This window comes from Psychrobacter sp. DAB_AL32B, from assembly GCF_002224105.1.
Classification (GTDB): Bacteria; Pseudomonadota; Gammaproteobacteria; order Pseudomonadales; family Moraxellaceae; genus Psychrobacter.
In genome coordinates, this window is the sequence record NZ_NEXU01000030.1 from 14,210 (window position 1) to 39,211 (window position 25,002).

General features: G+C 43.4%; 18 protein-coding genes. 14 read left to right on the forward strand and 4 right to left on the reverse strand.

All coding sequences use genetic code 11. The features are described from left to right. Window positions 1-42: 42 nt before the first annotated feature. On the reverse strand, window positions 43-2,745 hold the full coding sequence (locus tag CAN34_RS03810) for a penicillin-binding protein 1A (RefSeq protein WP_089554514.1): 2,703 nt from the start codon (window positions 2,743-2,745) through the stop codon (window positions 43-45). 193 nt (window positions 2,746-2,938) lie between these two features. Between CAN34_RS03810 and CAN34_RS03815 the strand changes: the two genes are divergently transcribed. The 11 genes from CAN34_RS03815 (at window position 2,939) to CAN34_RS03865 (ending at window position 19,645) form a co-directional block, all read left to right on the forward strand. Then, on the forward strand, window positions 2,939-3,994 hold the full coding sequence (locus CAN34_RS03815; RefSeq protein WP_089554515.1) for a pilus assembly protein PilM: 1,056 nt from the start codon (window positions 2,939-2,941) through the stop codon (window positions 3,992-3,994). Next, window positions 3,994-4,647, forward strand: a complete 654-nt coding sequence (locus CAN34_RS03820; protein ID WP_089554516.1) for a PilN domain-containing protein — start codon at window positions 3,994-3,996, stop codon at window positions 4,645-4,647. The genes CAN34_RS03815 and CAN34_RS03820 overlap by 1 nt, the downstream gene beginning before the upstream one ends. Then, window positions 4,644-5,339 (forward strand): type 4a pilus biogenesis protein PilO, encoded by a 696-nt coding sequence (locus CAN34_RS03825; protein ID WP_089554517.1) that lies wholly within the window; start codon window positions 4,644-4,646, stop codon window positions 5,337-5,339. Before CAN34_RS03820 ends, CAN34_RS03825 begins: the two co-directional genes overlap by 4 nt. Continuing rightward, a complete protein-coding gene (locus CAN34_RS03830; protein WP_089554518.1) occupies window positions 5,339-5,872 on the forward strand; it encodes a pilus assembly protein PilP in 534 nt (177 codons plus the stop codon). Before CAN34_RS03825 ends, CAN34_RS03830 begins: the two co-directional genes overlap by 1 nt. Window positions 5,873-5,899: 27 nt before the next feature. Then, window positions 5,900-8,266: a type IV pilus secretin PilQ gene (gene pilQ / locus CAN34_RS03835; protein WP_089554519.1), complete on the forward strand. Its 2,367-nt coding sequence runs from the start codon at window positions 5,900-5,902 to the stop codon at window positions 8,264-8,266. A 175-nt stretch (window positions 8,267-8,441) separates the two neighbouring features. Further along, window positions 8,442-9,002, forward strand: coding sequence for a shikimate kinase AroK (gene aroK, locus CAN34_RS03840; protein ID WP_089554520.1), 561 nt, complete (start codon window positions 8,442-8,444; stop codon window positions 9,000-9,002). 81 nt (window positions 9,003-9,083) lie between these two features. After that, complete coding sequence (gene aroB / locus CAN34_RS03845; RefSeq protein ID WP_089554521.1) at window positions 9,084-10,217, forward strand: 3-dehydroquinate synthase; 1,134 nt, start codon at window positions 9,084-9,086, stop codon at window positions 10,215-10,217. A 116-nt stretch (window positions 10,218-10,333) separates the two neighbouring features. Further along, window positions 10,334-11,461 (forward strand): hypothetical protein, encoded by a 1,128-nt coding sequence (locus CAN34_RS03850; protein ID WP_254423076.1) that lies wholly within the window; start codon window positions 10,334-10,336, stop codon window positions 11,459-11,461. A gap of 693 nt (window positions 11,462-12,154) precedes the next feature. Next, on the forward strand, window positions 12,155-16,618 hold the full coding sequence (gene gltB / locus CAN34_RS03855; protein ID WP_089554522.1) for a glutamate synthase large subunit: 4,464 nt from the start codon (window positions 12,155-12,157) through the stop codon (window positions 16,616-16,618). 171 nt (window positions 16,619-16,789) lie between these two features. Continuing rightward, a complete protein-coding gene (locus CAN34_RS03860; protein ID WP_089554523.1) occupies window positions 16,790-18,211 on the forward strand; it encodes a glutamate synthase subunit beta in 1,422 nt (473 codons plus the stop codon). 198 nt (window positions 18,212-18,409) lie between these two features. Then, window positions 18,410-19,645 carry an FUSC family protein gene (locus CAN34_RS03865; protein ID WP_079692667.1) on the forward strand — a complete coding sequence of 412 codons (1,236 nt, stop codon included), beginning with the start codon at window positions 18,410-18,412 and terminating at the stop codon, window positions 19,643-19,645. Between the two features lie 112 nt (window positions 19,646-19,757). On the opposite strand, the gene CAN34_RS03870 is transcribed toward CAN34_RS03865, so the two are convergent. Then, entirely contained in the window at window positions 19,758-20,882 is a 1,125-nt protein-coding gene (locus tag CAN34_RS03870) for a PotD/PotF family extracellular solute-binding protein (RefSeq protein WP_089554524.1), read from the reverse strand. Between the two features lie 284 nt (window positions 20,883-21,166). On the opposite strand from CAN34_RS03870, the gene CAN34_RS03875 reads away from it, so the two are divergent. The 3 genes from CAN34_RS03875 to CAN34_RS03885 are packed head-to-tail and all read left to right on the forward strand — an operon-like array spanning window position 21,167 to window position 23,134. Continuing rightward, window positions 21,167-21,964, forward strand: coding sequence for a 3-oxoacyl-ACP reductase (locus CAN34_RS03875; protein WP_089554525.1), 798 nt, complete (start codon window positions 21,167-21,169; stop codon window positions 21,962-21,964). Window positions 21,965-22,016: 52 nt separating this feature from the next. Beyond that, window positions 22,017-22,283 (forward strand): hypothetical protein, encoded by a 267-nt coding sequence (locus CAN34_RS03880; RefSeq protein ID WP_089554526.1) that lies wholly within the window; start codon window positions 22,017-22,019, stop codon window positions 22,281-22,283. Between the two features lie 56 nt (window positions 22,284-22,339). Beyond that, window positions 22,340-23,134 carry a hypothetical protein gene (locus CAN34_RS03885; protein WP_089554527.1) on the forward strand — a complete coding sequence of 265 codons (795 nt, stop codon included), beginning with the start codon at window positions 22,340-22,342 and terminating at the stop codon, window positions 23,132-23,134. Window positions 23,135-23,206: 72 nt separating this feature from the next. Here the strand turns inward: CAN34_RS03885 and CAN34_RS03890 are convergent, their stop codons facing one another. Both CAN34_RS03890 and CAN34_RS03895 read right to left on the reverse strand, forming a co-directional pair. Beyond that, window positions 23,207-24,001 (reverse strand): Cof-type HAD-IIB family hydrolase, encoded by a 795-nt coding sequence (locus CAN34_RS03890; RefSeq protein WP_089554528.1) that lies wholly within the window; start codon window positions 23,999-24,001, stop codon window positions 23,207-23,209. 141 nt (window positions 24,002-24,142) lie between these two features. Beyond that, entirely contained in the window at window positions 24,143-24,784 is a 642-nt protein-coding gene (locus CAN34_RS03895; protein WP_089554529.1) for an SMI1/KNR4 family protein, read from the reverse strand. Window positions 24,785-25,002 lie beyond the last annotated feature (218 nt).

A 25,002-nucleotide genomic window follows, 5' to 3' on the forward strand; every position in this document is an offset into this window, starting at 1 on the left:
GCCTTTTGTTTAAGGTATGAGTCTATATTGTCAGTGGTATATTTATTCTGGCATCGTTGGCATACGTTCCACAGGCGTGGGCGCTAACGGTTTTGGTTTCTGCGTTGGACTGTTACTATTAGCACTACTGTTATTAGTAGGTTTTGCTACCGGTGTACTCTCCGGCATTTCGACAGGCTTAGGAGTAGGTGGTTGACGTTGTTGTGTGGTGGTCTTGACGGGCTTTTCTGATTTGCCTATATCGGCATCTTCGTCTTCAAGATCGGTAACCCCTTCATCTATCATCTCTATAATACTTTGCTTTTGTTTTTTGGACTTAGCTCGGTTATTAATAGAGACCCACTGATGAGGTGTGTCTTTTAATTGGGCTTTCATAAAGTCCATCCATACGGGTAATGCTGCTACACCACCATACTCACGTCGACCCAACGTTGAGGGTTGGTCAAACCCCATCCATACCACTGTTGCGTTAGTAGGATGGAATCCTGCGAACCAAGCATCTTTTGCCTCGTTGGTAGTACCAGTCTTGCCACCAATGTCATCACGTCCCAAAGATTTTGCTTTAAAGGCTGTACCACGCTGTACCACATCGCGTAAGATATCTGCCATCTCAAAAGCCACCCTTGGTTTTAAAATACGCGGCGCTTGCTCAGCACGTACGTACTGTATAACAGGCGCTTTTAGACGATCCGATTCTGGGCTAGCATCATAAATGCTTAGATCCATCTCTTTACTAGCTTTGGACGTATTGTCACCATTCTCTACGTCTATATCACTATCTGGATTTTCATTTGAAGAGTTAGCTTTAGAGCGCGCTTTTTCATCACTAGAATCAACTGCATTACTATCGTTTTCTTTTTTCAATTCATAATCTTCGAGGAGTTTTTTATTAACCTCGTCAAGCTGATCATTGAAACATAAGGCACAAGCTTGCTGAGGATTGGCTTGAAAGAGGAGTTTGTTATTATAGTTATAAATTTGTTCGATAAAATAAGGCTGAACGCGGTGACCGCCATTGGCAAAGGTGGCGTAAGCTGTTGCCATTTGTAATGGGGTGGCCTGACCAGCGCCTAAAGCCAGAGACAAAGTGGTTGGCAGCTTTTCTTTATCCAGTCCAAATTCATCCAATAGATTGCGCACATCAGAGATTCCAATCGCTTGCAGTAAGCGAATAGAAACTAAGTTACGTGATAAATATAGTCCGCGGCGTAAGGTAATATCACCTAAAAAACGACCATCAGAATTTTTAGGTTTCCAGTCACCTACTTGAATCGGACGATCGGAGACAATACTATCTGGACGATAGCCTTTTTCTAGCGCCGCAGTGTAAACAAGTGGTTTAATGGTTGAACCCGGTTGGCGCCAGCCTTGAAGGGCACGATTGAATTTACTATGGTTAAAATCAAAGCCACCAATCAGTGCTCGAACGGCACCCGTTTCAGGATTTAAAGAGACCAAGCTACCTTGTACCTTAGGTATTTGTCCCAACTGCCAACCACCATTAGCGGTTGGTATCAGGCGAATGATGTCGTTTTTACTGACAATTTGGCTGGCATTACTAGGAAAGTAACCAATACGATCGGCAGAAATATATTTGCGCGCCCAACTCATACCAGACCAGTTGACCGTAATACTTTCACCTGAAGGCATTGTCGCCTCAAAACTACGGGAATTAACCTTAGTGACTTTAGCAGGCGACATATTGCTATAACGGCGGAAGTTTTCAAGGGGTTCATCATTTGCTTCAGCGCCACGCCAACCATGGCGATGCTCATAAGCGACCAATCCTGTTAGTACGGAAGCCTCGGCATCTGTCTGTGCTTTACTATCAACGGTAAGGCGTACACGCCAGCCGCCATGCATGACTTGCTCACCATAGCGGTCAACCAACGCAGAACGTGTCATTTCTGCCAAATAAGGCATATTAACATCAAGTTTTTCTTGATAAAGGTTAATGCCGATTGGGGCGTTGATAGCTTCGTCATGTTGGGCTTTATTAATATAGCCCAATTCATGCATGCGTCCGATAATCCAGTTACGCCGCGTGAGCGCGCGACTAGGGTTGGCCACCGGATTATATTTAGAAGGCGCTTTTGGCAACCCTGCTAGCATGGCCATTTCGGCAATGGTGAGGCTTTCTAGTGATTTACTATAATATTTTTTAGCAGCGGCGCGAATACCGTAAGCGCCTTCTCCTAAATAAATTTTGTTGACATAAAGGGTGAGGATATCGTTTTTACTCAGCTCGTCTTCAATTTTACGAGCTAGAAATAACTCTGTCAGCTTGCGATTTAAGGTACGTTCTGAGCTTAAAAAATAGTTTTTGGCCACCTGCATGGTGATGGTTGAGCCGCCAGTTTGGCTGTCATCGTCAGTCACTACTTCAGTAACGGCACGACCAAGCCCTTTAATGCTGATACCACTATGCTGGAAAAATGAGGCATCTTCTGCTGCCAAAAAAGCGTGGGTCAAATCTTCCGGTATCTCGTCAAAGGTAATGGGTAGTGATAGGCGATTGCCATACTGCCCAATTAACTTGTCATCACTACTATATATCTGTAATGGCATCTCTAAATTTGCCGTTTTAATCTCTTGAGTACTGGGCAACGTCGGCGATAAATACATCGCCATACCATAAAATCCAATAGGTACGGCAAGCGCCAATATAACCGCTAACGCTAAACAAGCGATGAAAAGCCCCACCAAAAAGTGAATGAGACGAACGGTAGCATTTTTTTTGGTCATAATCAGACTTATCAATTAAAATTTGCAACAGGTACAGCATTATACCTTGAACAAAATAGGCAAGTAATAATAAATGTGTAAGTTATCTTTGATAGGCAATTTAAATACTTGAACATGTCTGTTAAGTAAAGTATTGTACTAAATTATTACAAATAACTATCAGATTGTACACTTAATATAAGGTATAGAGTTTGTGAGGCTATTTACTTCTAAGAGTCGACATTTAATTGGCGTGGATATTTGTACCACCTCAGTGAAGTTGGTCGACATACAGCGCCAACAAGGCGTTTTTCATCTAAAATCTTATGGTACTGAAATACTACCAGAAGGCGTAGTCATCGACAAACTCATTATAGACACTGAGACTGTAGGAAATGCCATAGCAAGCTTGGCTCGACGTTGCCAAGCTTCGGGTAGCAGCGCTGCAACCGCAGTCTCAGGGTCAGCGGTGATTACTAAAATCATCGATATGGACATGGTGCTCAATGACGTGGAGCGCGAAGCTCAAATTCGTCTGGATGCTGATCAATATGTGCCTTATCCATTAGAAGATGTTAATTTGGATTTTGAGGTATTAGGTCCGTCTCTTATAAACGACGACATGGTGCAAGTGCTACTCGCCGCTTCTCGCTCGGAAAACGTCGACCAAAGGGTTGACGCCTTAACGTTTGGCGGTCTACAAACTAAAGTCATGGATATTGAGTCTCATGCGATCGAACGTGCTTTTGGTTTGATGGCAGACAGTTTACCAAATCTACCAGATTTGGTGGCTTTAGTCGATATTGGGCACAATCAAACGACTTTATATGTTGCTAAAAACGGTGAGTTTATTTATAGCCGAGAGCAGCTATTTGGTGGAAGCCAACTAACTGAGGCGATACAGAACCGTTATGGACTATCGGCTGAAGAAGCCACTATTAGTAAACGTGAGCGCACTTTACCTGATGATTACTATCCTGATGTATTGACCCCATTTATAGAAAATACTATTCAACAAATTACTCGTTCGTTGCAATTTTACTTCTCCTCAAGCCAATATAGCAGTATTGATCATGTGGTACTTGCTGGTGGCAGTAGCTCTATTACTGGTCTCGCTGGTATGGCCCAACAGAGATTGGGCGTGCCTGTTAGCATAGCAAATCCGTTTATCAATATGACTATTGCTCCGCATATCGATAATGAGCAGCTGGCGATTGATGCACCAAGCTTAATGGCCGCTTGCGGTCTAGCGTTAAGGAGCTTTGACTAATGGCTCGTATTAACTTATTGCCCTGGCGGCAAGAAGAGCGCGCACGCCGCAATAAAGAATTTATCACTTTGGTGGTGGCAGTGACTTTGCTTACTTTGCTCGCTGCATTCGCTTCTTGGAGTTATTTTAACAATGAACTCGAAGAACAGTTGGATGCCAATGCGCTGATTGAGCAAGAAAATGCGCTCTTAGATAAAGCTTTAGTAGAAATTGATAGCTTGGAGCAGCGCCGTGAAGATATTATCTCACGTATGCAGGTTATCCAAGACTTACAAGGTCGACGCCCTGTGCCTGTGCGTTTATGGGATGATCTTGCCAAAGCCATTCCTCCAGCACTTTATTTAAATAATTTAAAGCGTGAAGGTGATGTGCTGACGTTGACAGGTCTTGCAGACAATCCAAACATCGTATCAAGTTTGATTCGTAATCTTGATAATAGTAAGTGGATGGGTAATTCAGCCGTTAGTAATATCCAGCAAAATATCACGGCTTATCAAGCTGCGCCTACTTTAGAAACCACGGTCATCACTGGTGAACAACCGCGTCCTATTTATCCTGAAGACAGTTATGTACAGTTTGTGGTAACGACTAAAGTACAGTCGGAGACAGCTGCACCTGTAGATGGCACTACTGGACCTGGAGGTGAGTTATGAAGCTGACCCGTAAAAAAACGCTTATTAAAACCAAAAAGACGGCTTTAAAATCAAAGAAGCAATTTGATTTAAATGAGTTTCGACGCAGTTTTGAGTCATTGGATGCTGAAAACTATGGCAGTTGGCCACTTCCTGTAAAAATCACAGTTATTGGATTTATCATTGCTTTGATCGCTGCTCTGTCATGGGCGCTACCAATTAGCAGTAAAATCGACGAAATTACCGCGGCTGAAAGTCAACAGCAAACTTTACTTGATAGCTACCGTGAAAAAGAATCACGTGCGCGCCATCTAAAGGCGTATCAAGCACAAGTTATTCAGATGGAAACTGAGTTTAATACCTTACTCGACCAGCTACCAAAAGATACTCGCGTATCAGAATTAGTAGAGGGTATCAATATGACGGGCGTGGGTAGTAATATACGTTTCCAAGATATTTCAGTAGAGCCTGAAATTGAAAATGAATTCTTCATTGAGCAGCCTATTCGTATCGCTGCGTTGGGTGAATACCATCAGTTTGGTAGCTTTATCAGTGGTTTGGCCGCTTTACCGCGCATTATCACCATGCACGATTTTGAAGTCAGTAATCCACAGCCGACCTTGGATGTTTTACCGGAGCTTAATTTGGTACTACAAACCAAAACTTATCGCTCAAAAGAAGCGGCTCCTACTGATGCTGCAGGAGGCAACTAATGACTAGCCAAAAACTACCCATGCTACTGATTTTAAGCACTGCAGTTTTATCTATGACTGGTTGTACTGATCGTATTGGTTTGGCAGAGCAGGCGATGGCTGATGTTCGCAACCAGCCAGCACAGCCGATTGAGCCACCGCCTAAGGCTGAGCTGGTAGAAGATTTTGTCTATAGCGCCAGTGCACAGCGTAGCCCATTTTTGCCACCAAGTTTAGTGAATGTACAAGGTCCGACGACCTCTATTGATAGCGTGCGCCCTGACATAACCCGAGTCAAAGAACCGCTTGAGCAATACGAGCTATCGCAACTGGTCTTTCGTGGTGTCGTTATTTCACCCGAAGGTCAGCAATACGCTTTAGTACAGCGTCCTGATGGTTCGGTTGCGAGCGTTAGAGTCGGTAATTATCTTGGAATAAATGACGGCCGTATTGTTGAAATCACGCCGACCCAGATTAACTTGATTGAAATTGTGCCAGACAGCCGTGCTGGGTTTGTTGAAAAACCCCAGTCACTAGTGTCCCCTATAAGCTAAGTCGGCAGATTTTTTGAGGAATAAATAATGACAGTACGCAATAACAAGGTAATGACGATGAGCAAGCGCGTATCTTCTACTTTTGCCATCTCAGCATTGGCAATGAGTATGGTAGCAATAAGTAGCAGTGCCTATGCCGAACAGCGCATCAATAATGTCTCTGTCGTGCAGACTGCCCCAGCTGTGACGCAAATGCGTTTGGGATTTGCAGGCGCGCCAGTATTACCTGCCGCTTACCAGTTAGATAATCCAAGCCGTTTGGTGTTGGATTTTGAACAGGTGCAAAATGGGCTTGCCAGTCGCTTTAATGAATATAATATCGGTATAATCAATGACGTCACTACGCTGAACAGCGATAGTACCACGCGTCTTATTGTTGGCCTAAAACAAGCTGGCAACTATACCACGGCTATTGATGGCAATGAGTTATTGCTGACTATTACTGATCCTAATCGTGCCGTGATTGCTCCCGTGGTTAGCCAAGTGATGACCAACGATCCTGTAAAAGATGTGCTTAATGGCAATGCTGCTATCACCACTACTGCGATTGTCACCCCAATCGTAGAGAGCAATAGCGTAGCAGTTGCTCCTATTAAGCCGACCGTAACAAAAACCCAAGTGCCTGCTGACACTATGGTAGTACGAGTCAACCCCTTGTTAAGTCCACAGCTTGCGGCCTCACAAGTTAGCAAGCAATATAGTTATGACGGACTAAGCGCTGTTAATTTTTCAGCAGGGAATGATGGCGGCGGCAATGTAAGTATTGCCCTTGCCAATGAAGCGATTCCAGTAGATGTTCAGCGCCAAGGTAATAAACTGGTCGTACGCTTGACTGGAAGTACCGTGCCTAGAAATCTATTACGCCGCTTGAATATTAATAGCGGTCTGGTTGATAGTATTGATACTAAAAACCAAGGTCAAAATGGTGTCATCACCATTAATATGAAAGAAGATTATGAATATCAAGCCTATCAGTCAGGTAATCAGTTAAATATTGGTATCAGAAAGCCAGAGCTACTACGCGAACCAACGCTTGAAGAAAAAGTTTATACGGGTGAAGCGTTATCTATGGAGTTTCAAGACGTCGAAATTCGTAGTGTATTAGATATTTTGGCACAATTTACAGAGATGAACATCGTTGCTAGTGATTCGGTCGCTGGTAATATCACCTTGCGCCTTATTAATGTACCTTGGGATCAAGCGCTTGATATTATTCTCAAGAGTAAAAATCTGGGCAAGCGCGAAAATGGTAATGTGATTTTGGTTGCGCCCTCTACTGAGCTTGCGCAGCAAGAAGCTCAAGACCTTGAAGCACAGCAAGCCGTTGAGTCTTATGCACCACTACGCACTGAATATATTCGTCTAAGCTATGCAAAAGCAGCAGATGTTTTGACGCTTATCTCTCAAGGTAGCGGCGGCTCTTCTGGCAGCAGTAGTACAGGCAACGCAAATGACAGCAATACCTTATTGTCTAATCGTGGTACGGTAACGGTCGATGAGCGTACCAATACCTTAATCGTTAAAGATGTGGCAGCCAGTATTGAAAATATTCATAAGTTAATTGGCAAAATCGACATTCCTGTCCGTCAGGTCATGATTGAAGCACGTATCGTTAGTGCGACTGACAGCTTTAGTAAAGAGATCGGCGTCCGTTGGGGTATCTTGTCAAACGGCGCAGCCAATAACCGAAACTTGCTGGTTGGTGGTAGCAATCAAACCTTATGGGATTTAAAAGATTTTGATGTAGAGACAACGACGGTCAATGGACAAACGGTTTCTTATCCTAAATACGATATCAGCCGTCCTGACAACTTAAACGTCGACTTGGGTGTTGATAATCCAGCTGGCCGTATTGCTTTTGGTCTACTTGGTATCTCTGATTTTATGCTGGATCTTGAGTTGTCAGCCATGCAAGCAGACAATCGTGGTGAAGTGATTTCTACGCCAAAGATTTTGACGGCTGATAAACAAACCGCAAAAGTATCCTCTGGTACGCAGATTCCTTATCAAGAAGCATCGGCCAGTGGTGCTACTACCACCAGCTTTAAAGAAGCAGCATTAAGTTTGGAAGCCACGCCGAACATTACCCCAGATGGTAAGATTGGTTTGCAGTTGCTGATTACGAATGGCACACCTACCATTATTAACAATCAGGTTGCTATCGCCGAAGACTCTATTTCAACCAACGTGATTGTCGAAGATGGTCAAACGATTGTATTGGGCGGCGTCTTTAAGAACCGTACCAGCAATGGTGTCGATAAGGTACCTTTCTTAGGCGATTTGCCTTATATTGGTCGCGCCTTCCGCAAAGACGTGCGTAGCACCTCTAAAGAAGAGCTGCTGATATTTATCACGCCAAAACTGATCAATGATGGCATTAGTCGCTTAGATTAATAAGCCTTTAATTGGTTTTCAGTCCGAAAAAGCAAGCCATAGCGCTTGCTTTTTTTATGGTTGTGATGATTACCACTTCTATGGTTACAGAGATTTTACTAACAATAATCATCGCTCATTACTAGCCAGAATATCAATGACGTTGTATCATACCTAATTTAGCTGAGTGAGTACTATGGTTGAGGAATTACCGTCGGTATTTTTAGTAGGGCCGATGGGAGCAGGGAAGACCACAATTGGCAGATTACTGGCAAAGCAATTAGGGCGCACGTTTGTAGACAGTGATTGGTATGTTGAGTCGCAAACGGGCGCTGATATTGCTTGGATATTCGCTAAAGAGGGCGAAGCAGGCTTTCGTGAACGTGAAACACGAGCAATAGATGAATTGACCCAGCAAACGCAAATTGTCTTAGCGACTGGTGGCGGCGCAGTAATGGCAGCTGAAAATCGTGAGTTTCTAAAGCAGCGCGGTATCGTTATTTACCTTAATGCTCCAGTTGATGTACAAATGGCTCGTACTGCCAAAGACAAGTCGCGACCTCTGTTACAGCAGCCGAATCCCAGAAAAATATTGCAAGACTTATATAGCGCTCGCGACCCATTATATCGGCAGGTGGCGCATATTATCATGCCGACGGGACATACTTATCCACGACATATGGTCAATCAATTACTACAGCAGCTCAACACATTTTGCGCCTCTACGTCTGTTACTTCAGAACCTAAAAAAGATTGATGTCAAAAAATGGTTGATGTGATAAATATTATCGAATACCTATTTATTTAACTTTTAATTGTAAGGCTTAAGGAGATTTTCATGGCAACGCCACCGTTTCATGCTGACTTGACAGTACATACGCAAAGTCATGATTATCCAATCGTCATTACTGAAAAAACAGCCATAGACAACAAGAGTATGGCAAGCCAAATTGTTCCATATATTGTGGGCCAGCAAGTATTGATCGTCACTAATGAGACGGTTGCACCCTTATATTTAGAAGCCCTACAGCAACTATTAGAAGAACAATTTACCGTTAAGGTTTGTATACTGCCAGATGGCGAGCAATACAAAAATCAGACCAGTATTAACCAAATTTATGATGCGCTAATGGCGGCGCACTTTAATCGTGATGTCACCCTTATCGCGCTTGGTGGCGGTGTGGTTGGCGATATGACAGGTTTTGCGGCGGCGAGCTTTATGCGCGGTGTAAATTTTATTCAAATCCCCACTACATTACTGTCACAAGTGGATTCAAGCGTTGGTGGCAAAACGGGTATCAATCATCCGCAAGGTAAAAATATGATTGGGGCATTTTGGCAGCCGCAAATGGTATTGGCTGATATGAGTACGCTCAAAACCTTACCAGCGCGAGAGTTATCAGCAGGATTGGCTGAAGTTATTAAATACGCCCTCATTATGGATGTGGATTTTTTGACATGGCTTGAGCAGAATCTACCTGCGATGATGGCATTAGATTTGGCGGTACTTGGCGAGGCGGTGAAACGCTGCTGTGAATATAAAGCCCATATCGTCGCCCAAGATGAAAGAGAATCAGGCGTACGGGCGTTATTAAACTTTGGTCATACATTTGGTCATGTGATTGAAACGCATGAAGGCTACGGTAACTGGCTGCATGGTGAGGCGGTCGCTGTTGGTATGGTGCAAGCTGCTGAGCTATCGCAAAAAATTGGCTGGTTAACTTGCGATGAAGTCGCCCGTGTTAAACGCGTATTGTCCTTGGCCAATTTACCAATCAATCCGCCGCCTATAGAGCTACAGACGGCTTTAGGCTTGATGGGTCATGATAAAAAAGTGAAACAGGGACAAATTCGCCTTATTTTGTTAAAATCATTAGGTAAGGCAGTCTTAACCAGTGATTTTGATGCGCAGCTACTGACTGAGGTGTTGGCAAAAAATCACTCGCAAGGTACGGCAGAAAGCATCTTATAAATAGCTGCTGGCAAATGGGCATTCAAATTAGGCAGTTTGGTCTTGTTTTTATTTGACTGTGTTTTTTATGAGCGCTAAGTATATATTCTAAGTACATCTTTACCAAGGACACTCCCATGGCAGCAACCCGCTCAACGACTCGCACCGCTAGCCAATCCTATCGCCGTCAAGCATTGATTTGGCTGATAGCGACCTTGCTGCTGGGCGTGTTTACCGCTTTAGTTTGGATGTTTAGTCAAACACCAGCGATGGGTGCCAAAATAGAAAACGCCCCAATATCAGCGCCGAAAACGTTGAGCACTGAGCTTGAACAACCATTAAAAATCGAATCATTGCATGAGCTTGATACCGATGTGCAGCCGATAAGTTTTGATGCCACCGTTCGTGATTTGCGTAGCTATCCTGATGAATTTAAAGATAAGCGTTATTTGCTGGCCAACAAAGGCAAATGGACCGTACAGGTGATGAATGTCGCTGAAAATGATGTGATTGCTAGTTACTTAGAAGGTCGTGAAGATCGTAACAAGTTTGCGTACTTCCGCTATCTTGATGATAACGAGCAAGTACGTTATATGCTGACTTATGGGCTGATGAGCAGTCCACAAGAAGCGGTCGGGGCTGCCAAGCTAATAGACTTTAAGCTGCCTGCTAATGTACGAGTATTGCCTGAAGAGATTAATCGCTACGTCAGTATTATCGATAATTATGAACGTCCTGACCCTGTCAAAGACTTAAGCGCTAAACGCACGCGTTCGGTAAATTTACGACCAACCAAACGAGAAGTACCGGTTCGTCAGCAAACCAATAACAACACTGACCAAGCAGCAAGCAATACTGCCAATCGTAATGCTCAAGACGCTGCCAATGCTGAGAGCATTCGCCAGTCCGTCGATACCTCTGAGACCTTATCTGTCAATGAAGAGCGTATTGTCGGCACAGAAGAGCAAGGTGCGACTACTTCAGCACCCAAGAATACCGATACCAATGCACCGAAGAAACCACCAGTGGTTGCTACTCCTAAGCCGCCGGCTGCTAGTGCTAATAACGGCAACAGTAATAATGCTAATCCTGATAGTGCAAATGCCAATAATAAGAATCAAAATACAGGCTCGGCGAATAAAAACTCCAATAGCAATGCTAAAACTGCAGCAGCACCAAAAGATAATAGCAAGGGTAAAAGTGCAGCGGTAGCAAAAGAGAACAGCGACAGTATAAAAGAGCTTATCGAAGAAAAAAATAATTGATGTTAACCGTAAATTTACTTCAAAAAAGCCTACTAGATAATTAGTAGGCTTTTTTGTGTGAGTGGTTCTCTTGCCTCATATTTATGTCTTAAATAACGGTTAACACGATAAGATTTTACAAAATCTGCTGGATGAGTCGACAGAAAAGACTAGATTTTTTGTTAATCATTAACTAAGATAACTATGGGCGATGTTCTGTATAGTTATCGTAAATGGCGCAATCCCTCTTATTATTATCCTTATTAGGATCGTTAGGGCGCTTAGATACAGGGTGTCTGATATTCAGATGTAATGGAAAACTAGCGTTATATGAGCTATTTTACGGGTTAGTCATCAGGTGTTGTGGCGTTCACATTGAACGTTATAACAGAGACAATACTGGCAGATGATAACGATAGATGGTACCGGTAGATGATAACGCCTAAATGCTGAATAACTTGGTCTTTTGATGGCTATCTCATCTTGTTACCGATGTTATTTTAGTAGCTAGCGTTAAGGTAATAGCTCTAATTGCTCTAGAATAAATGGAGTCGTGATAAGTATTTTTATCAGACTCAAAACGCTTGCACTATTTTCTCTGCCTGCGCTTTATTAATCCGGATATGTGAATATATTTAGCCCGTTCTGCTTGCGGAGAATGGTTTGTGCGTCACATTGGTTGCATAGACTACCGCTCATTTAAAAGGACACGCTATGTCGATGATTTCTTCCCACACGCATTTGGCCACGCCAGATGATTTTTCTGACAATTGCGGCTTTGGTTTGATTGCTCATATTGAGGGACAAGCCAGCCATGATTTGGTAAAAACAGCCATTCATAGTTTAAGTTGCATGACCCATCGTGGCGGTGTTGCGGCAGATGGTAAGACCGGCGATGGTTGCGGTCTATTATTAGCCACGCCTATGGCATTTTTTAAAGATATTGCCGCTGACCAGCAGTTTAAGATGACCGACAACTTTGCGGTTGGTATGGTGTTTGTTAATGATGATAAAACCCAAGCACAGCATAGTCAGCAGGTATTAAACGATGAGATTACAGCGCAAGGCTTAGAGGTAGCTGGCTGGCGCGATGTGCCACTTGATTTAAGTATCGTTGGTGAGATTGGTCGTCAGACCTTGCCAGATTTTAAGCAAGTATTTGTCAATGCACCTGATAATCTAGCTGCGGAGGATTTTAACCGTAAGCTGTTTGTTGCCCGTAAAAAAGCAGAGCAGCGCTTAGTGAGTGATGAGCTGTTTTATGTCTGCTCATTAAGCTGTCAGACTATTATTTATAAAGGTTTAGTAATGCCATCTGACTTGCCTGCTTTTTTCTTGGATTTACAAGATGAGCGTTTGGCGTCGCATATTGTGGTATTTCACCAACGCTTTTCAACCAATACCTTGCCGCGTTGGCCCTTAGCACAACCATTTCGCTATCTTGCTCATAATGGTGAGCTGAATACCATCACGGGTAACCGCAGCTGGTCTGAGGCGCGTACGCCAAAATTAAAATCAGCAAAACTGCCTAATTTGAATGAATTAACACCATTGGTAAATAGCAGTGGTTCAGACTCATCCAGCTTAGATAATATGCTGGAAGTCCTAATGTCAGGCGGTATGAGTTTGTTTCATTCCATGTCTATCCTTGTGCCACCTGCTTGGCAAAATGTCGATAGCATGGATATGGACTTGCGCGCTTTTTATGAGTTTTACTCGCAGCACATGGAGGCGTGGGATGGTCCAGCAGGGTTAGTCATTCAAGATGGTCGCTATGCGGTCTGTATGCTGGATCGTAATGGCCTACGTCCGTCGCGCTGGGTGACGACTAAGAATGGTTATATCACCGTGGCCTCTGAAGTTGGCGTTTGGGACTACAAACCAAAGGATGTGCTCGCCAAAGGTCGTGTTGGACCCGGTCAGATGCTGGTCATCGATACGCAGACGGGTCAAATCATGGATACTAAGGCGATTGCGACCTTACTTAAAAAGGCGCATCCTTATCGCAAATGGTTACGTGAAGAAGCGACACGTATCCGTGATGATGAGCGTTTAGAGGAAGAGCTCGCCGCACAGGCATGTCGCGGCGAGCCGCTAAAAGCACTGCAAAAAATGTATCACATCACCAATGAAGAGCGTACAGAAATCATTCGTCCTAACGCTGAAAATGCTCAAGAGCCAGTCGGTTCGATGGGTGATGATACACCGATGGCAGTGCTGTCACAGCAAATTCGTCATGTCGGTGACTTCTTTCGTCAGCAGTTCGCACAAGTGACCAATCCGCCAATTGATCCGCTACGTGAGTCTATTGTGATGTCGTTACAGACGTGTCTAGGCGCTGAAACCAACGTGTTTGCGCCATCGGCAAGAGATGCCCATCGCATTATCTTATCGTCGCCAGTATTGTCAGCGAGTAAGATGCAGCAGCTAGAAACGCTCGCTGATCCTGCATTTAAAATGGCTCGTATTGATCTGAACTATGAGCGAACTCAAGATTTATCAGAAGCTATCGTAGCTATTTGTGAGCAAGTCGCTAGTAGCATTCGTGCTGGTCATACGCTGATAGTCTTGTCTGATAAAGATATTGATGCTGCTAAAGTGCCAGCTAATGCCATTATGGTCACCGGTGCGGTACATCATTATCTGATTGCTCAAGGTATTCGTACTGATGCCAATTTAATTATTGAGACCGGTCTGGCTCGTGACTCGCATCAAGTGGCGGTACTAATTGGCTTTGGCGCGACCTGTATCTATCCTTATCTTGCTTATGATGTGATTGACGATTTGGTCGCCACTGGTGAGCTGCTTGGCGATCCCATTCAAGCGCGAGTAAATTTTCGTAAAGGTTTAGATAAAGGTTTGCTAAAAATCTTATCAAAAATGGGTATCTCTACCATTGTCTCTTATCGCGGTGCGCAACTATTTGAAGCGGTTGGTCTCTCTGAAGAAGTCGTCAGCTTGTGCTTTAAAGGCGTGCAAAGTCGTATTAAAGGCGCAACCTTTGCTGATTTGGCGGCGGATCAAGCGCAGCTTGCGGCAAATGCATTTAAACGGCGCGCGCCACTTGACCAAGGCGGCTTACTAAAATTTGTTTTTGATAAAGAATATCATGCCTTTAACCCTGATGTGATTAATAGCCTACATACCGCGGTACGGACGGGCAATTATGATAATTATCGTCAGTATGCTGATTTGGTCAATAACCGTCCAGTGGCGACTTTGCGTGATTTACTGCAGCTTAAAACGGACAAGCCTATCGATGTCAGTGAGGTTGAAGATATTTCGGCAATTCTGATGCGTTTTGACTCTGCTGGCATGTCGTTAGGCGCATTGTCGCCAGAAGCGCATGAAGCCATCGCTATCGCTATGAATACCATTGGCGGACGCTCAAACTCAGGTGAGGGTGGTGAAGACCCTGTCCGTTACGGCACGCTACGTAACTCAAAAATCAAGCAAATCGCTTCTGGTCGTTTTGGTGTGACGCCCGCCTATTTACGCTCAGCAGAAGTCTTACAAATCAAAGTTGCTCAAGGCGCAAAACCCGGTGAGGGTGGGCAGCTACCTGGTGGTAAGGTCAACGCTTTGATTGCGCGCCTGCGTTATTCGGTGCCGGGTGTGACGCTCATATCACCGCCGCCGCATCATGATATTTATTCGATTGAAGATTTGGCACAGCTGATTTTTGATCTTAAGCAAGTCAATCCTGATGCGCTGGTGTCAGTTAAGTTGGTTTCACGTCCGGGAGTCGGCACGATTGCCACTGGCGTTGCGAAAGCCTATGCCGATTTGATTACCATCTCAGGCTATGACGGTGGTACAGCAGCATCGCCGCTATCCTCTATCCATCATGCAGGCTCGCCTTGGGAATTAGGGCTTGCTGAAACGCATCAGTCGCTACGGGTCAATGGCTTACGCCATAAGGTTCGTATTCAAACTGACGGCGGTCTAAAGACAGGACTTGATGTGGTTAAAGCTGCGATTCTTGGTGCGGAAAGCTTCGGCTTTGGTACCACGCCGATGATAGCAGTCGGTTGTAAATACTTGCGTATCTGCCATCTGAATAATTGCCCAACTGGGGTTGCCACCCAAAAAGCCCAGCTACGTGATAATCACTTTATTGGTGAAGCTGAAATGCTGATTAACTTCTTTAAATTTGTGGCGATCGAAACGCGTGAATGGCTAGCTGCATTAGGCGTACGTAGTATGGAAGAGTTGGTCGGCCGTACTGATTTACTTGAAGTGCTAGAAGGTACGACAGATAAGCAGCGTCATCTTGACTTAACGCCGTTACTATTTAGTCATCCAGCCAGTAGCGGCAAAGCGCAAACCTGTCAGGTTGCCCGTAATGAGCCGTTTGATAAAGGATTACTTGCTGAGCAGATGATTAAGGATATGCTACTCAATATTCGCCAAGGTAATGGCGGCGATTATAGCTATGCCGTCGGTAACTGTGATCGCTCGATTGGCGCGCGTATCTCAGGTGAGATTGCAGAAGTTTGGGGCAATCTTGGCATGAATGAGATGCCGATTAAGCTGCATTTAACCGGTACCGCAGGGCAAAGTCTGGGTGTGTGGAATGCGGGCGGCTTACATATTGAGTTAGAAGGCGATGCCAATGATTATGTCGGTAAAGGCATGGCGGGCGGCGAGATTGTCATCTATCCACCCAAGGATTCCAGTTTCACCGCGCAAGATACGGCTATCATTGGTAATACTTGTCTATACGGTGCAACGGGTGGCAAATTATACGCTGCTGGTACTGCAGGCGAGCGCTTCGGCGTCCGAAACTCTGGTGCTCATGCGGTCATTGAAGGCACAGGCGATCATTGCTGTGAATATATGACCGGCGGTATTATCACCGTTCTTGGGCGCACAGGTCTTAACTTCGGTGCGGGGATGACTGGTGGTTTTGCTTACGTACTTGATATGGAAGGTGACTTTTTTGATCGCTGTAACCATGAGCTGATTGATTTAAATCGTATCTCAAGCGAGCAAACCGAAGGGCATCGTATCTATTTACAACAAGTCATCGAAAACCATGTGGATAAAACGGCTAGCGCTTGGGGGCAGACCATATTGGCGGACTTTGAGCATTATGCGCGTAAGTTTTATTTGGTTAAGCCAAAAGCGGCAAACATTGCAACCTTACTTAAGACCACCATGGCCGACCCACAATAACAGTCGTCAGGTAAGTATTGTAGGTTAAGTTTGCAATCCAAATATGTTAAGCAGAGCCGTGACAGCAACGAAGTATTAGCGAGTTTTATTAATTTATCACGTTAATTCGCCTCGTATACGTTGACTGTCAAAGCTTCTTATTGAAAAGCCTTATATAAAAGAGACAGCATCATGGCAAAGCGCTTAGACAATGATTTTCAGTTTTTAGATGTACCACGGCTTGAGCCGAGCAAAAAAGATATTGCCACTCGTGCCACCGAATTCGTGGAGATTTACAAACCGTTTGAAAGTGAATCGGTCGCGCAGCAATCGCACCGCTGCCTCGAATGCGGCAATCCGTATTGTGAATGGAAATGTCCGGTACATAATTATATCCCGAATTGGCTGAAACTGGCGGCTGAAGGGCAGATATTTCAAGCAGCAGAAATGTGCCATCAAACCAATACTTTACCTGAGGTTTGCGGCCGTGTTTGCCCGCAAGATCGTTTGTGCGAAGGTGCTTGTACGCTCAATGATGGCTTTGGTGCCGTGACGATTGGCAATGTGGAAAAATATATCAATGACACCGCCTTTGCACTCGGTTGGCGTCCGGATATGTCAGAAGTTATTTGGACGGATAAAAAAGTCGCTATCATCGGTGCAGGACCAGCAGGGCTTGGCTGTGCGGATATCTTAGTTAGAAATGGTGTGACACCGGTGGTTTTTGACAAACGCCCTGAGATTGGCGGCTTATTAACCTTTGGTATTCCTGAGTTTAAAATGGAAAAAGACGTCATGCGTAACCGCCGTGTCATCTTTGAAGGCATGGGTATAGAGTTCCGTCTAGAGACGGAAATTGGCACTGATGTTAGTATCGATGAGCTACTCAGCGACTATGACGCCGTGTTTATGGGCATGGGTACTTACACCTATATGCGCGGTGGCTTTGCTGGTGAAGAATTAGAGGGTGTGTATGACGCTTTAGATTACCTGATTGCCAATGTCAATCGCTGCAATGACTGGGAAAAAAATCCAGCAGACTATATCGATCTAAAAGGTAAAAAGGTCGTGGTGCTAGGTGGCGGTGATACGGCGATGGATTGTAACCGAACCAGTATCCGTCAAGGTGCAGAGCAAGTTATATGCGCTTATCGCCGTGATGAGGAAAATATGCCTGGCTCACGCCGTGAGGTGACCAATGCGCGCGAGGAGGGCGTTGAATTCTTATTCAATCGCCAACCGACTGAAATTATTGGCTTAAATGGTAAGGTTAATGCGGTTAAAGTTGTCACCACACATTTAGGTGCGCCAGATGAACGCGGTCGTCAGCATCCTGAGCCGATTATAAACTCTGAAGAGATTATTCCTTGTGATGCGGTGATTCTAGCCTTTGGCTTTCGTCCGAGTCCTGCCGATTGGTTTGAGACCCAGCAAGTAACGATGGATGACTTCGGTCGCGTTTTGGCTTTAGAGAAGCAGACGTTTAGGTTTCAAACCAGTAACCCTAAAATCTTTGCCGGTGGCGATATGGTACGCGGCTCTGACTTGGTGGTGACGGCCATTTGGGAAGGTCGCGAAGCTGCTGAAGGTATATTAGACTTTTTAGACGTCTAGTTTTCTACAGCAACAGAGCGCCAAGTATTAGCATATACTCATGTTTTTTGTATTATGTGCTAGCATGTTTGACCTTTAACGTCTTTTATCTTTTAATAGGTAAAAGGCGTTATTTTTTGATAATGGCTTTGTGCATTGCTAAATTTATAATCATTACTTAACGCTATTTTTATTCCTTAAATATAAGAGACGTCTTGCGTGAAACTAAATTTTTGGCAACGATTTACTGCACCGCTTATTGAGCCTTATGCACGCTACCAGCATGCCGACGTCTTGCATGCGATACGTTTGGGTAGCGCGGTTCTCACTGCATTAGTGTTAAATGAGCTTACGAACCTGCCGCATGGTGAATGGACGACCATTACTGTGTTTGTGATATTGGGCTTGTTGCAGTATCAAGGGGCGATCTATACTAAGGCTAAAGAGCGAATATTGGGCACCTCACTTGGGGTGGTGGTCGGACTGAGTTTTTTATGGCTGATTCAAGATATCGGTGGTTGGTTGTGGTTGTATTATGCGCTGATTGGCATTATTAGCGGCATCATCGGTTATGTCGCGGTCAAGCAGTTGGGCTATATCGGTCTGCTGACGGGCATTACCATGCTTATGATTGTCTCGAGTCCTGATCACAGTAATATAGCGCAAGATGGTCTGTACCGCGCCTTTAATATTTTGCTTGGCGCTGGGGTGGCAGTAGCAGCGACCTTAGTTTTACCACTTAAATCTACCTTGATGTGGCGATTTTTATTGGCAAGCAACCTTGAAACGTGCAGCAATCTGTATGCAGGAGTTGGAAATCATATTGATGCTGAGGTTTTGGTGCCAAAGCCGTTTAAGTTTAGCAAGGCCACCAGCTTATCAAGTTTGACTTATCCTGCAAGCCGCTCTGTACCTGATACACCGGTTAATAAATCTTTGGTTAAGGCGTTACAAAAAATTAATAAGCGCCTGCTAGCCGTCCGTCCGCATATCGCGGCGACTGCCAGCGAATCAGGAATCGACAAGGAAACGCTAGAGACGATTCAGCGCACGCATCGTAATATTATCGGTACCATTGATTTGTTATTAAGTGCTGCGCCGCGCTTGGCTAATATTGAGATTGACGATGAAAATCATATTCTGCTCATACATTATCAACATGAATTGACGCAAGCGATGCAACATATGGCGGCAGTATTACGTAGCCCAAATGACGAAGTCTTTCGTCCCATTACCCGTATTGCGGTATCAGAATATCCAAGTGTAGAAAGTTTGGGCTTTGAGTGGCAAGGCTATTTTTGGTTAACGCAAACCTTACAAGTACAGTTGCAGGGGCTCAGTGACTTATTGCAAGCGACTCAAGCGCAATGGTTTGCTGCTTCTGGTCTGCGCTACCAGCGCCGCGAACAACGCCGAATTGAACATAAAGGTAGCGAAACTGATTTGCATTTATAAATACCAAGTATCAATACTAAATATCAATGCTAAAAAAACGCTGACCATTTAAAGTCAGCGTTTTTTTATGGGTGATATTCTAAGCTGTCTTTTGAGCTTAATAGCTAGATAATTAACGACCAGTTTTTAGCTTATCCCAATACTGCTGATAGACTTGCAAAGCCTCATCACCGACATCTTCTTGAAATTCAGCTTTTGCTAAGATGTCTTTGCTCGGATAGATGGTTGGATTATTTCTAACGTCATCAGGCATCAATTCACGTGCTGCGATATTAGGCGACGCATAACCTATCTCTTCACTGACGATTTTAGAGTTCTCGGGACGCATTAGATAATCAATAAATTTATGTGCCGCATCGACCTGTTTGGCGTTTTTAGGAATGACGAAGTTGTCCATCCATAATATCGCGCCCTCAGTTGGGTATTTATAAACCAAGCTGGTTAAACCTTCGTTATTAGCAATGATTGCTTCACCATTCCAGCTCATACCAACCGTTGTCTCGCCTTCCATATATGGCATACGTGAGGCGTCTGAGTTAAAAGTTTTTACGTTTGGCATCAAGGTCGTCAGCTTTTCATAGGCTGCCTTAATCTCATCAGGATTGCTGCTATTACCTGAGTAACCAAGGGTCAATAGTGCCATGCCAAACACTTCACGCATATCATTCATCAGCATCACTTGACCTTTAAACTCAGGACGCCATAAGTCATTCCAACTATTAACCGTAGCAGGATCAACCGTTTCGCCGTTGATAGCAAGACCAGTGCTGCCCCACATATAGGGAATCGAGTATTTATTATCAGGATCAACTTTAGTATTAGTAAATGAAATATCGAGGTTTTTAAAATTACTCAATTTAGATTTATCAAGCTCTTGCAATAAGCCTTCTTTAGCCATTTTTTCGACATAATAAGTTGATGGAATCGCCAAGTCATATTGGCTAGAATCATCAAGCAGTTTTAGCTTGGCATACATCGCTTCATTGGAATCAAAGGTGGTGTAATTAACTCGAATCCCAGTCTCTTTAGTAAAGCCATCGAGAATCTCTTGTGGCATATACTCTGACCAGTTATAGAGATTGAGCGTGACATTACTGGGAGCAGCACTACCATCAGCCGCGGCATTGTCAGATTTGCTACAGCTAGCAAGCGAAAGCCCAATAGCAACGCACAACAGCGCTTTAGGTAGCATTCGGGTAAGGTTGCTAGTTGAAAGACTTGATGATAAATGGGACAAGATGGCTCTCCTAAATAGGGCAAAAAGATAAAAATGGGCGCATGATACCGTTATAGTATATTCATTATACGGTTATGGTTATCCTAAGTCGAAATTTAAAGGGCAACTGCTTGAATTTGCTTAGTTTTACTTAAAGTATATAAAGGTAGTGAGAATAGCTCCACATTATGCAATCCGTTAATCATGCTATGATTGGCGCTGTCTAGTTTTTAGTGTCATTAAAATAAAGCCATCAAAATAAGCCTTGTTTTCTATAAGTATCAAATAATAAAGGATAAAACATAATGAATGAGATTCAAGCGGCTATACCAGCATTATTGACCAATAAAGTCGCCATAGTTACAGGCGCGAGTCGTGGTCTCGGTGCGCAAATTGCTCAGCAAATGGCAGCGGCAGGCGCGATTGTTTGTGTCAATTATCTCAATAGTAAAGCGGCTGCTGAAACAGTCGTTAATGATATCGAAGCGGCAGGCGGGCAAGCGTTTGCTTATAAAGGTGATGTGACTGACTTGGCTCAGATGCAAGCAATGGCAGCGGAAGTTATAGAACGTTTCGGGCGTATTGATATCTTGATTAATAATGCTTTGCCGAGCTATCAGTTCAACCCAAGCGCTGATTACACCAGTATTGAGACCGTTAAATGGGCGCATTTTTCTCAGCAAATAGATGGTATCGTCAAAGGCGCAGTTAATACAGTGCAAGCAGTCTTACCGCAAATGAAAGCCCAGCAGATGGGCAAGATTATCAATATCTCAACCAACCTTGTTTATAATCCGGTGGTGACTTATTACGACTATACTACGGCAAAATCTGCGCTCATTGGTCTGACGCGTAATCTAGCGGCTGAGCTTGGACAATATGGTATCCGTGTTAACTTACTGGCAGGTGGACTGTTGAAAACTACTGATGCTAGTAAATTAACGACTGAAGAAGTGTTTGATTATATCGCTACGACGACGCCATTGCGCCAAGCAACCTCAGTTGCCGATTTTGCCAATTCAGTATTGCTAATGGCGTCAGACTTGAGTTCGGCTATCACTGGTCAATCTATCGCGGTTGATGGTGGTTTGACGATGCCGTAATGGTTCGATTATTTATGAGATAAATTTGAATCAATTGTAAAAGAGAGATGATATGAATAACCAAAAAATTGCTGGAATCATCACTGCTGTGATAGGTCTGTGCGGCATCATGGCATTTTTTAATACGGGTGGTATAGACACGCCACTTTTGAGCTGGCCATTAGAAACGTATTTAGGTGTGGCGTTTAGTATTGGGTGGTTGACCAATATGCCAACATTTTTGGCTTATCTAATCGCTGCATTAATATTCATTTTGATTGTTTTTAGCCTATACAAACTGGGTAGTTGGGTTTATGGGTTGGTAGCGGGGCGTGGTTAAAAACTATAAACTACCTTAATCTCTAAAAGATAAACGCAGCTGGAATTTTATATATTTTGATAAATCATAAAGACCAAGCTCGTATTGACGAGCTGATTGAGATTCTTCATCATGGAGTAGGGCTGAACGATGCCAGTATCAAAGGCACACTCAGAATCATGGGCAAAAAACTGACCGATGAGATACCGCTTGGCGCGGAGTCACCTACGTTTATTGCTCGAAAACGACTTATATTAATAGGACTGCAAGCAAAGCGGTTGAACGCTCTTTTAAAGTGCCTTGTCTCACTCATATCATTATTCATATTTGTAGTTATGATTTGGGCAGTCTATCCAAATGTAAAATGGTGGCTACTGCTTATTGTATTTATTTTAACTTATTGGTTGTATTCCTCAATTAGAGATGTTTGGCAGATTGGACGCTTAATTCCTGCCATAAAATCGATAGAACAAATTTATACTGATCCTATACTCAGTGTCCAAAATCAGCGTGTCCACGATGTAGGCAAATATGCTCGTCAATTTGCCAAACCACGATTTATCACTCGTCTTATTGCTCTATTTATTATGGTGATGAGCGCATATTTGATGGTTATTTTCTATGCAGAAAAGCCGATGCAATTATTGGGGTTTTATTTCTTAGCGCCTTTTATGTTTATGATAGCTGTTGGACTAATATTTTATCCCATTAATAAAGTGGAAAATATGCACCTGTATGGCATTACCCAAATGCCATACAAGTATATGCCTTTTGGTTTTAAGTTGTGTTTGCTTATAGGATTAGTACTGAGTGTAGTGATGCTGGGAGCAGATTGGCTTGGTGTGGATGCGTTTAATCAATTTAAACAATAATGTAGGAGTAATTAAACGCAGTATAGCTAATATAATTTAAGCTTTTCTCTTTTACAATTTTTGAACTGACTGCTAGACTACAAGTAAATGCTCAACCACTGCTTGTATTCCATATTCTTCAATCGTACCAGTGACAAAATCTGCACGCTCTATAAGTTCTGCTTTTGCATCGCCCATTGCTACGGCAAACCCGACCAAATCAAACATCTCTAAATCATTCAACCCATCACCAAATGCCATGCAATCCTTCGCATCAATATCGTAATGCAGGCATAAATCTATGATACCTCGTGCTTTGGACGCTTCTGCTGGCAAGATATCTGCGCCAATATGATGCCAATGCACCAGTTTTAAATCATCCTGAGCGAAATCAACCTCCTGCATTTTCTCTTCTTGGTTGTTAAAAAATACCGAGCATTGATAAACCGTATTGGCCTTATGATAATCTGGGTCAAGGATAGAATTTGGCGTGATTGCATTGTATTCACGCAGACGTTCGTTCTCATGTGACCATGCAATATGCGTTGCGGAGTCAAATTTATGGATGAGTTCACTTTTTTGGCATAACAGCACAATTTTGTTGGTCTGCGTATCTGTTAATGGGTAATGACTAATCATGCCCTCTTTATTAAAGCTGTATTGTCCATTCATACAGATGATAGCATCTAATACATCGGCATCTAATAACGCTAAGATATCCGCAGGCAATATGGCTTTTGAGCGTCCGGTTGAAATCACCAGTTTAATATCAGTCTTAGCTAGCGCTTCAAGCGTTGCTTGGTTATGTTTAGCGATAATGCCGTTACGGCTTAATGTGTCATCGATATCAAAAAAGATGATTTTGGGTGTGGGGGCTTTATTATTCATAGTGAGTTTAACAGTCCTATTATGTTACATATTACCATCGCTAGTGATTTAAAACGTATTAACTATAAAGAAGTAGCGTGGTTGTAATAAAATGAATTCATGTAGTTTTGCTAATGTTATGTGGCTATCCATCATATGCCATCACTTCTGCTCAGGATAAATTATTGCTAAAGCATCTAAAAAATGTCCGCTCTCAGGGTACAACATATTTAAACTTCTATCTTCATCATCTTCGATAGCTATATTAAAATTACTGTTGCCCAACTCTTTTACTAGCCATGATAGAAAATCACTAATACTTTCGCTAGCCACAATTTTCCGCTCTTCATCACGACCAAAGTTAATTACTTGTCCAACTATACCAAGCTTGTCTGGATCTAAATCTATTCCTAGAAAGTTTCCGCCATGGTCGTGGGCAAATGGTACCCAAAATGGATTGCTATTAGCCTTTTTAACATAACCGTCAGGAGTTGATTTCATCCATTCACCCATCGAATTAAGTTCATCTTCTCCTAACTCTTCCATTATCTGTTTTTCTAACTCAATACTTTTAATAATTTTTTTGATAGGCATGAATTCTAAGCCATACCAAGGACCAGTAGCGGCATTACCCATTTGTCCATTATGCCATTGATATAATGAAATAAAATCTTCTGGTAAGCTTCTGCCAATTGTTTTTTCTAACAATTGAACTTCTTCTAAAGTAGCAGGCGGATTCAAATCTTTCACAACCTCAGGTAGATGCTTTTCGAGCCAGTTCTCAAATATGGTTAAATCTTCCATGATAAGTCCTTAATTAAGATTCATTTTTTAGTAGTTATATCGCTCTAACTACCCAACCACCTCAACACTCGTCACATTCTGAAAGCCTCTTGGCAACTGACCGCCACGACTACCACGTTTCGCAGTATAATTCGCTAAATCCATCGGTTTTAAGGTCACATGACGCTTACCTGCTGTAATAATAAGGCTGTCTTGTTTGCTTAGTGGCGTGATGGCAA

Bases quoted from the DNA above. Each gene is read 5' to 3' on its own strand.
- CAN34_RS03875 (WP_089554525.1), top strand. From the start codon at position 21,167: ATGAATGAGATTCAAGCGGCTATACCAGCATTATTGACCAATAAAGTC.
- CAN34_RS03810 (WP_089554514.1), bottom strand. From the start codon at position 2,745: ATGACCAAAAAAAATGCTACCGTTCGTCTCATTCACTTTTTGGTGGGG.
- aroK (WP_089554520.1), top strand. From the start codon at position 8,442: ATGGTTGAGGAATTACCGTCGGTATTTTTAGTAGGGCCGATGGGAGCA.
- CAN34_RS03860 (WP_089554523.1), top strand. From the start codon at position 16,790: ATGGCAAAGCGCTTAGACAATGATTTTCAGTTTTTAGATGTACCACGG.
- gltB (WP_089554522.1), top strand. From the start codon at position 12,155: ATGTCGATGATTTCTTCCCACACGCATTTGGCCACGCCAGATGATTTT.
- CAN34_RS03895 (WP_089554529.1), bottom strand. From the start codon at position 24,784: ATGGAAGATTTAACCATATTTGAGAACTGGCTCGAAAAGCATCTACCT.
- CAN34_RS03890 (WP_089554528.1), bottom strand. From the start codon at position 24,001: ATGAATAATAAAGCCCCCACACCCAAAATCATCTTTTTTGATATCGAT.
- CAN34_RS03850 (WP_254423076.1), top strand. From the start codon at position 10,334: ATGGCAGCAACCCGCTCAACGACTCGCACCGCTAGCCAATCCTATCGC.
- pilQ (WP_089554519.1), top strand. From the start codon at position 5,900: ATGACAGTACGCAATAACAAGGTAATGACGATGAGCAAGCGCGTATCT.
- CAN34_RS03880 (WP_089554526.1), top strand. From the start codon at position 22,017: ATGAATAACCAAAAAATTGCTGGAATCATCACTGCTGTGATAGGTCTG.
- CAN34_RS03830 (WP_089554518.1), top strand. From the start codon at position 5,339: ATGACTAGCCAAAAACTACCCATGCTACTGATTTTAAGCACTGCAGTT.
- CAN34_RS03820 (WP_089554516.1), top strand. From the start codon at position 3,994: ATGGCTCGTATTAACTTATTGCCCTGGCGGCAAGAAGAGCGCGCACGC.
- CAN34_RS03825 (WP_089554517.1), top strand. From the start codon at position 4,644: ATGAAGCTGACCCGTAAAAAAACGCTTATTAAAACCAAAAAGACGGCT.
- aroB (WP_089554521.1), top strand. From the start codon at position 9,084: ATGGCAACGCCACCGTTTCATGCTGACTTGACAGTACATACGCAAAGT.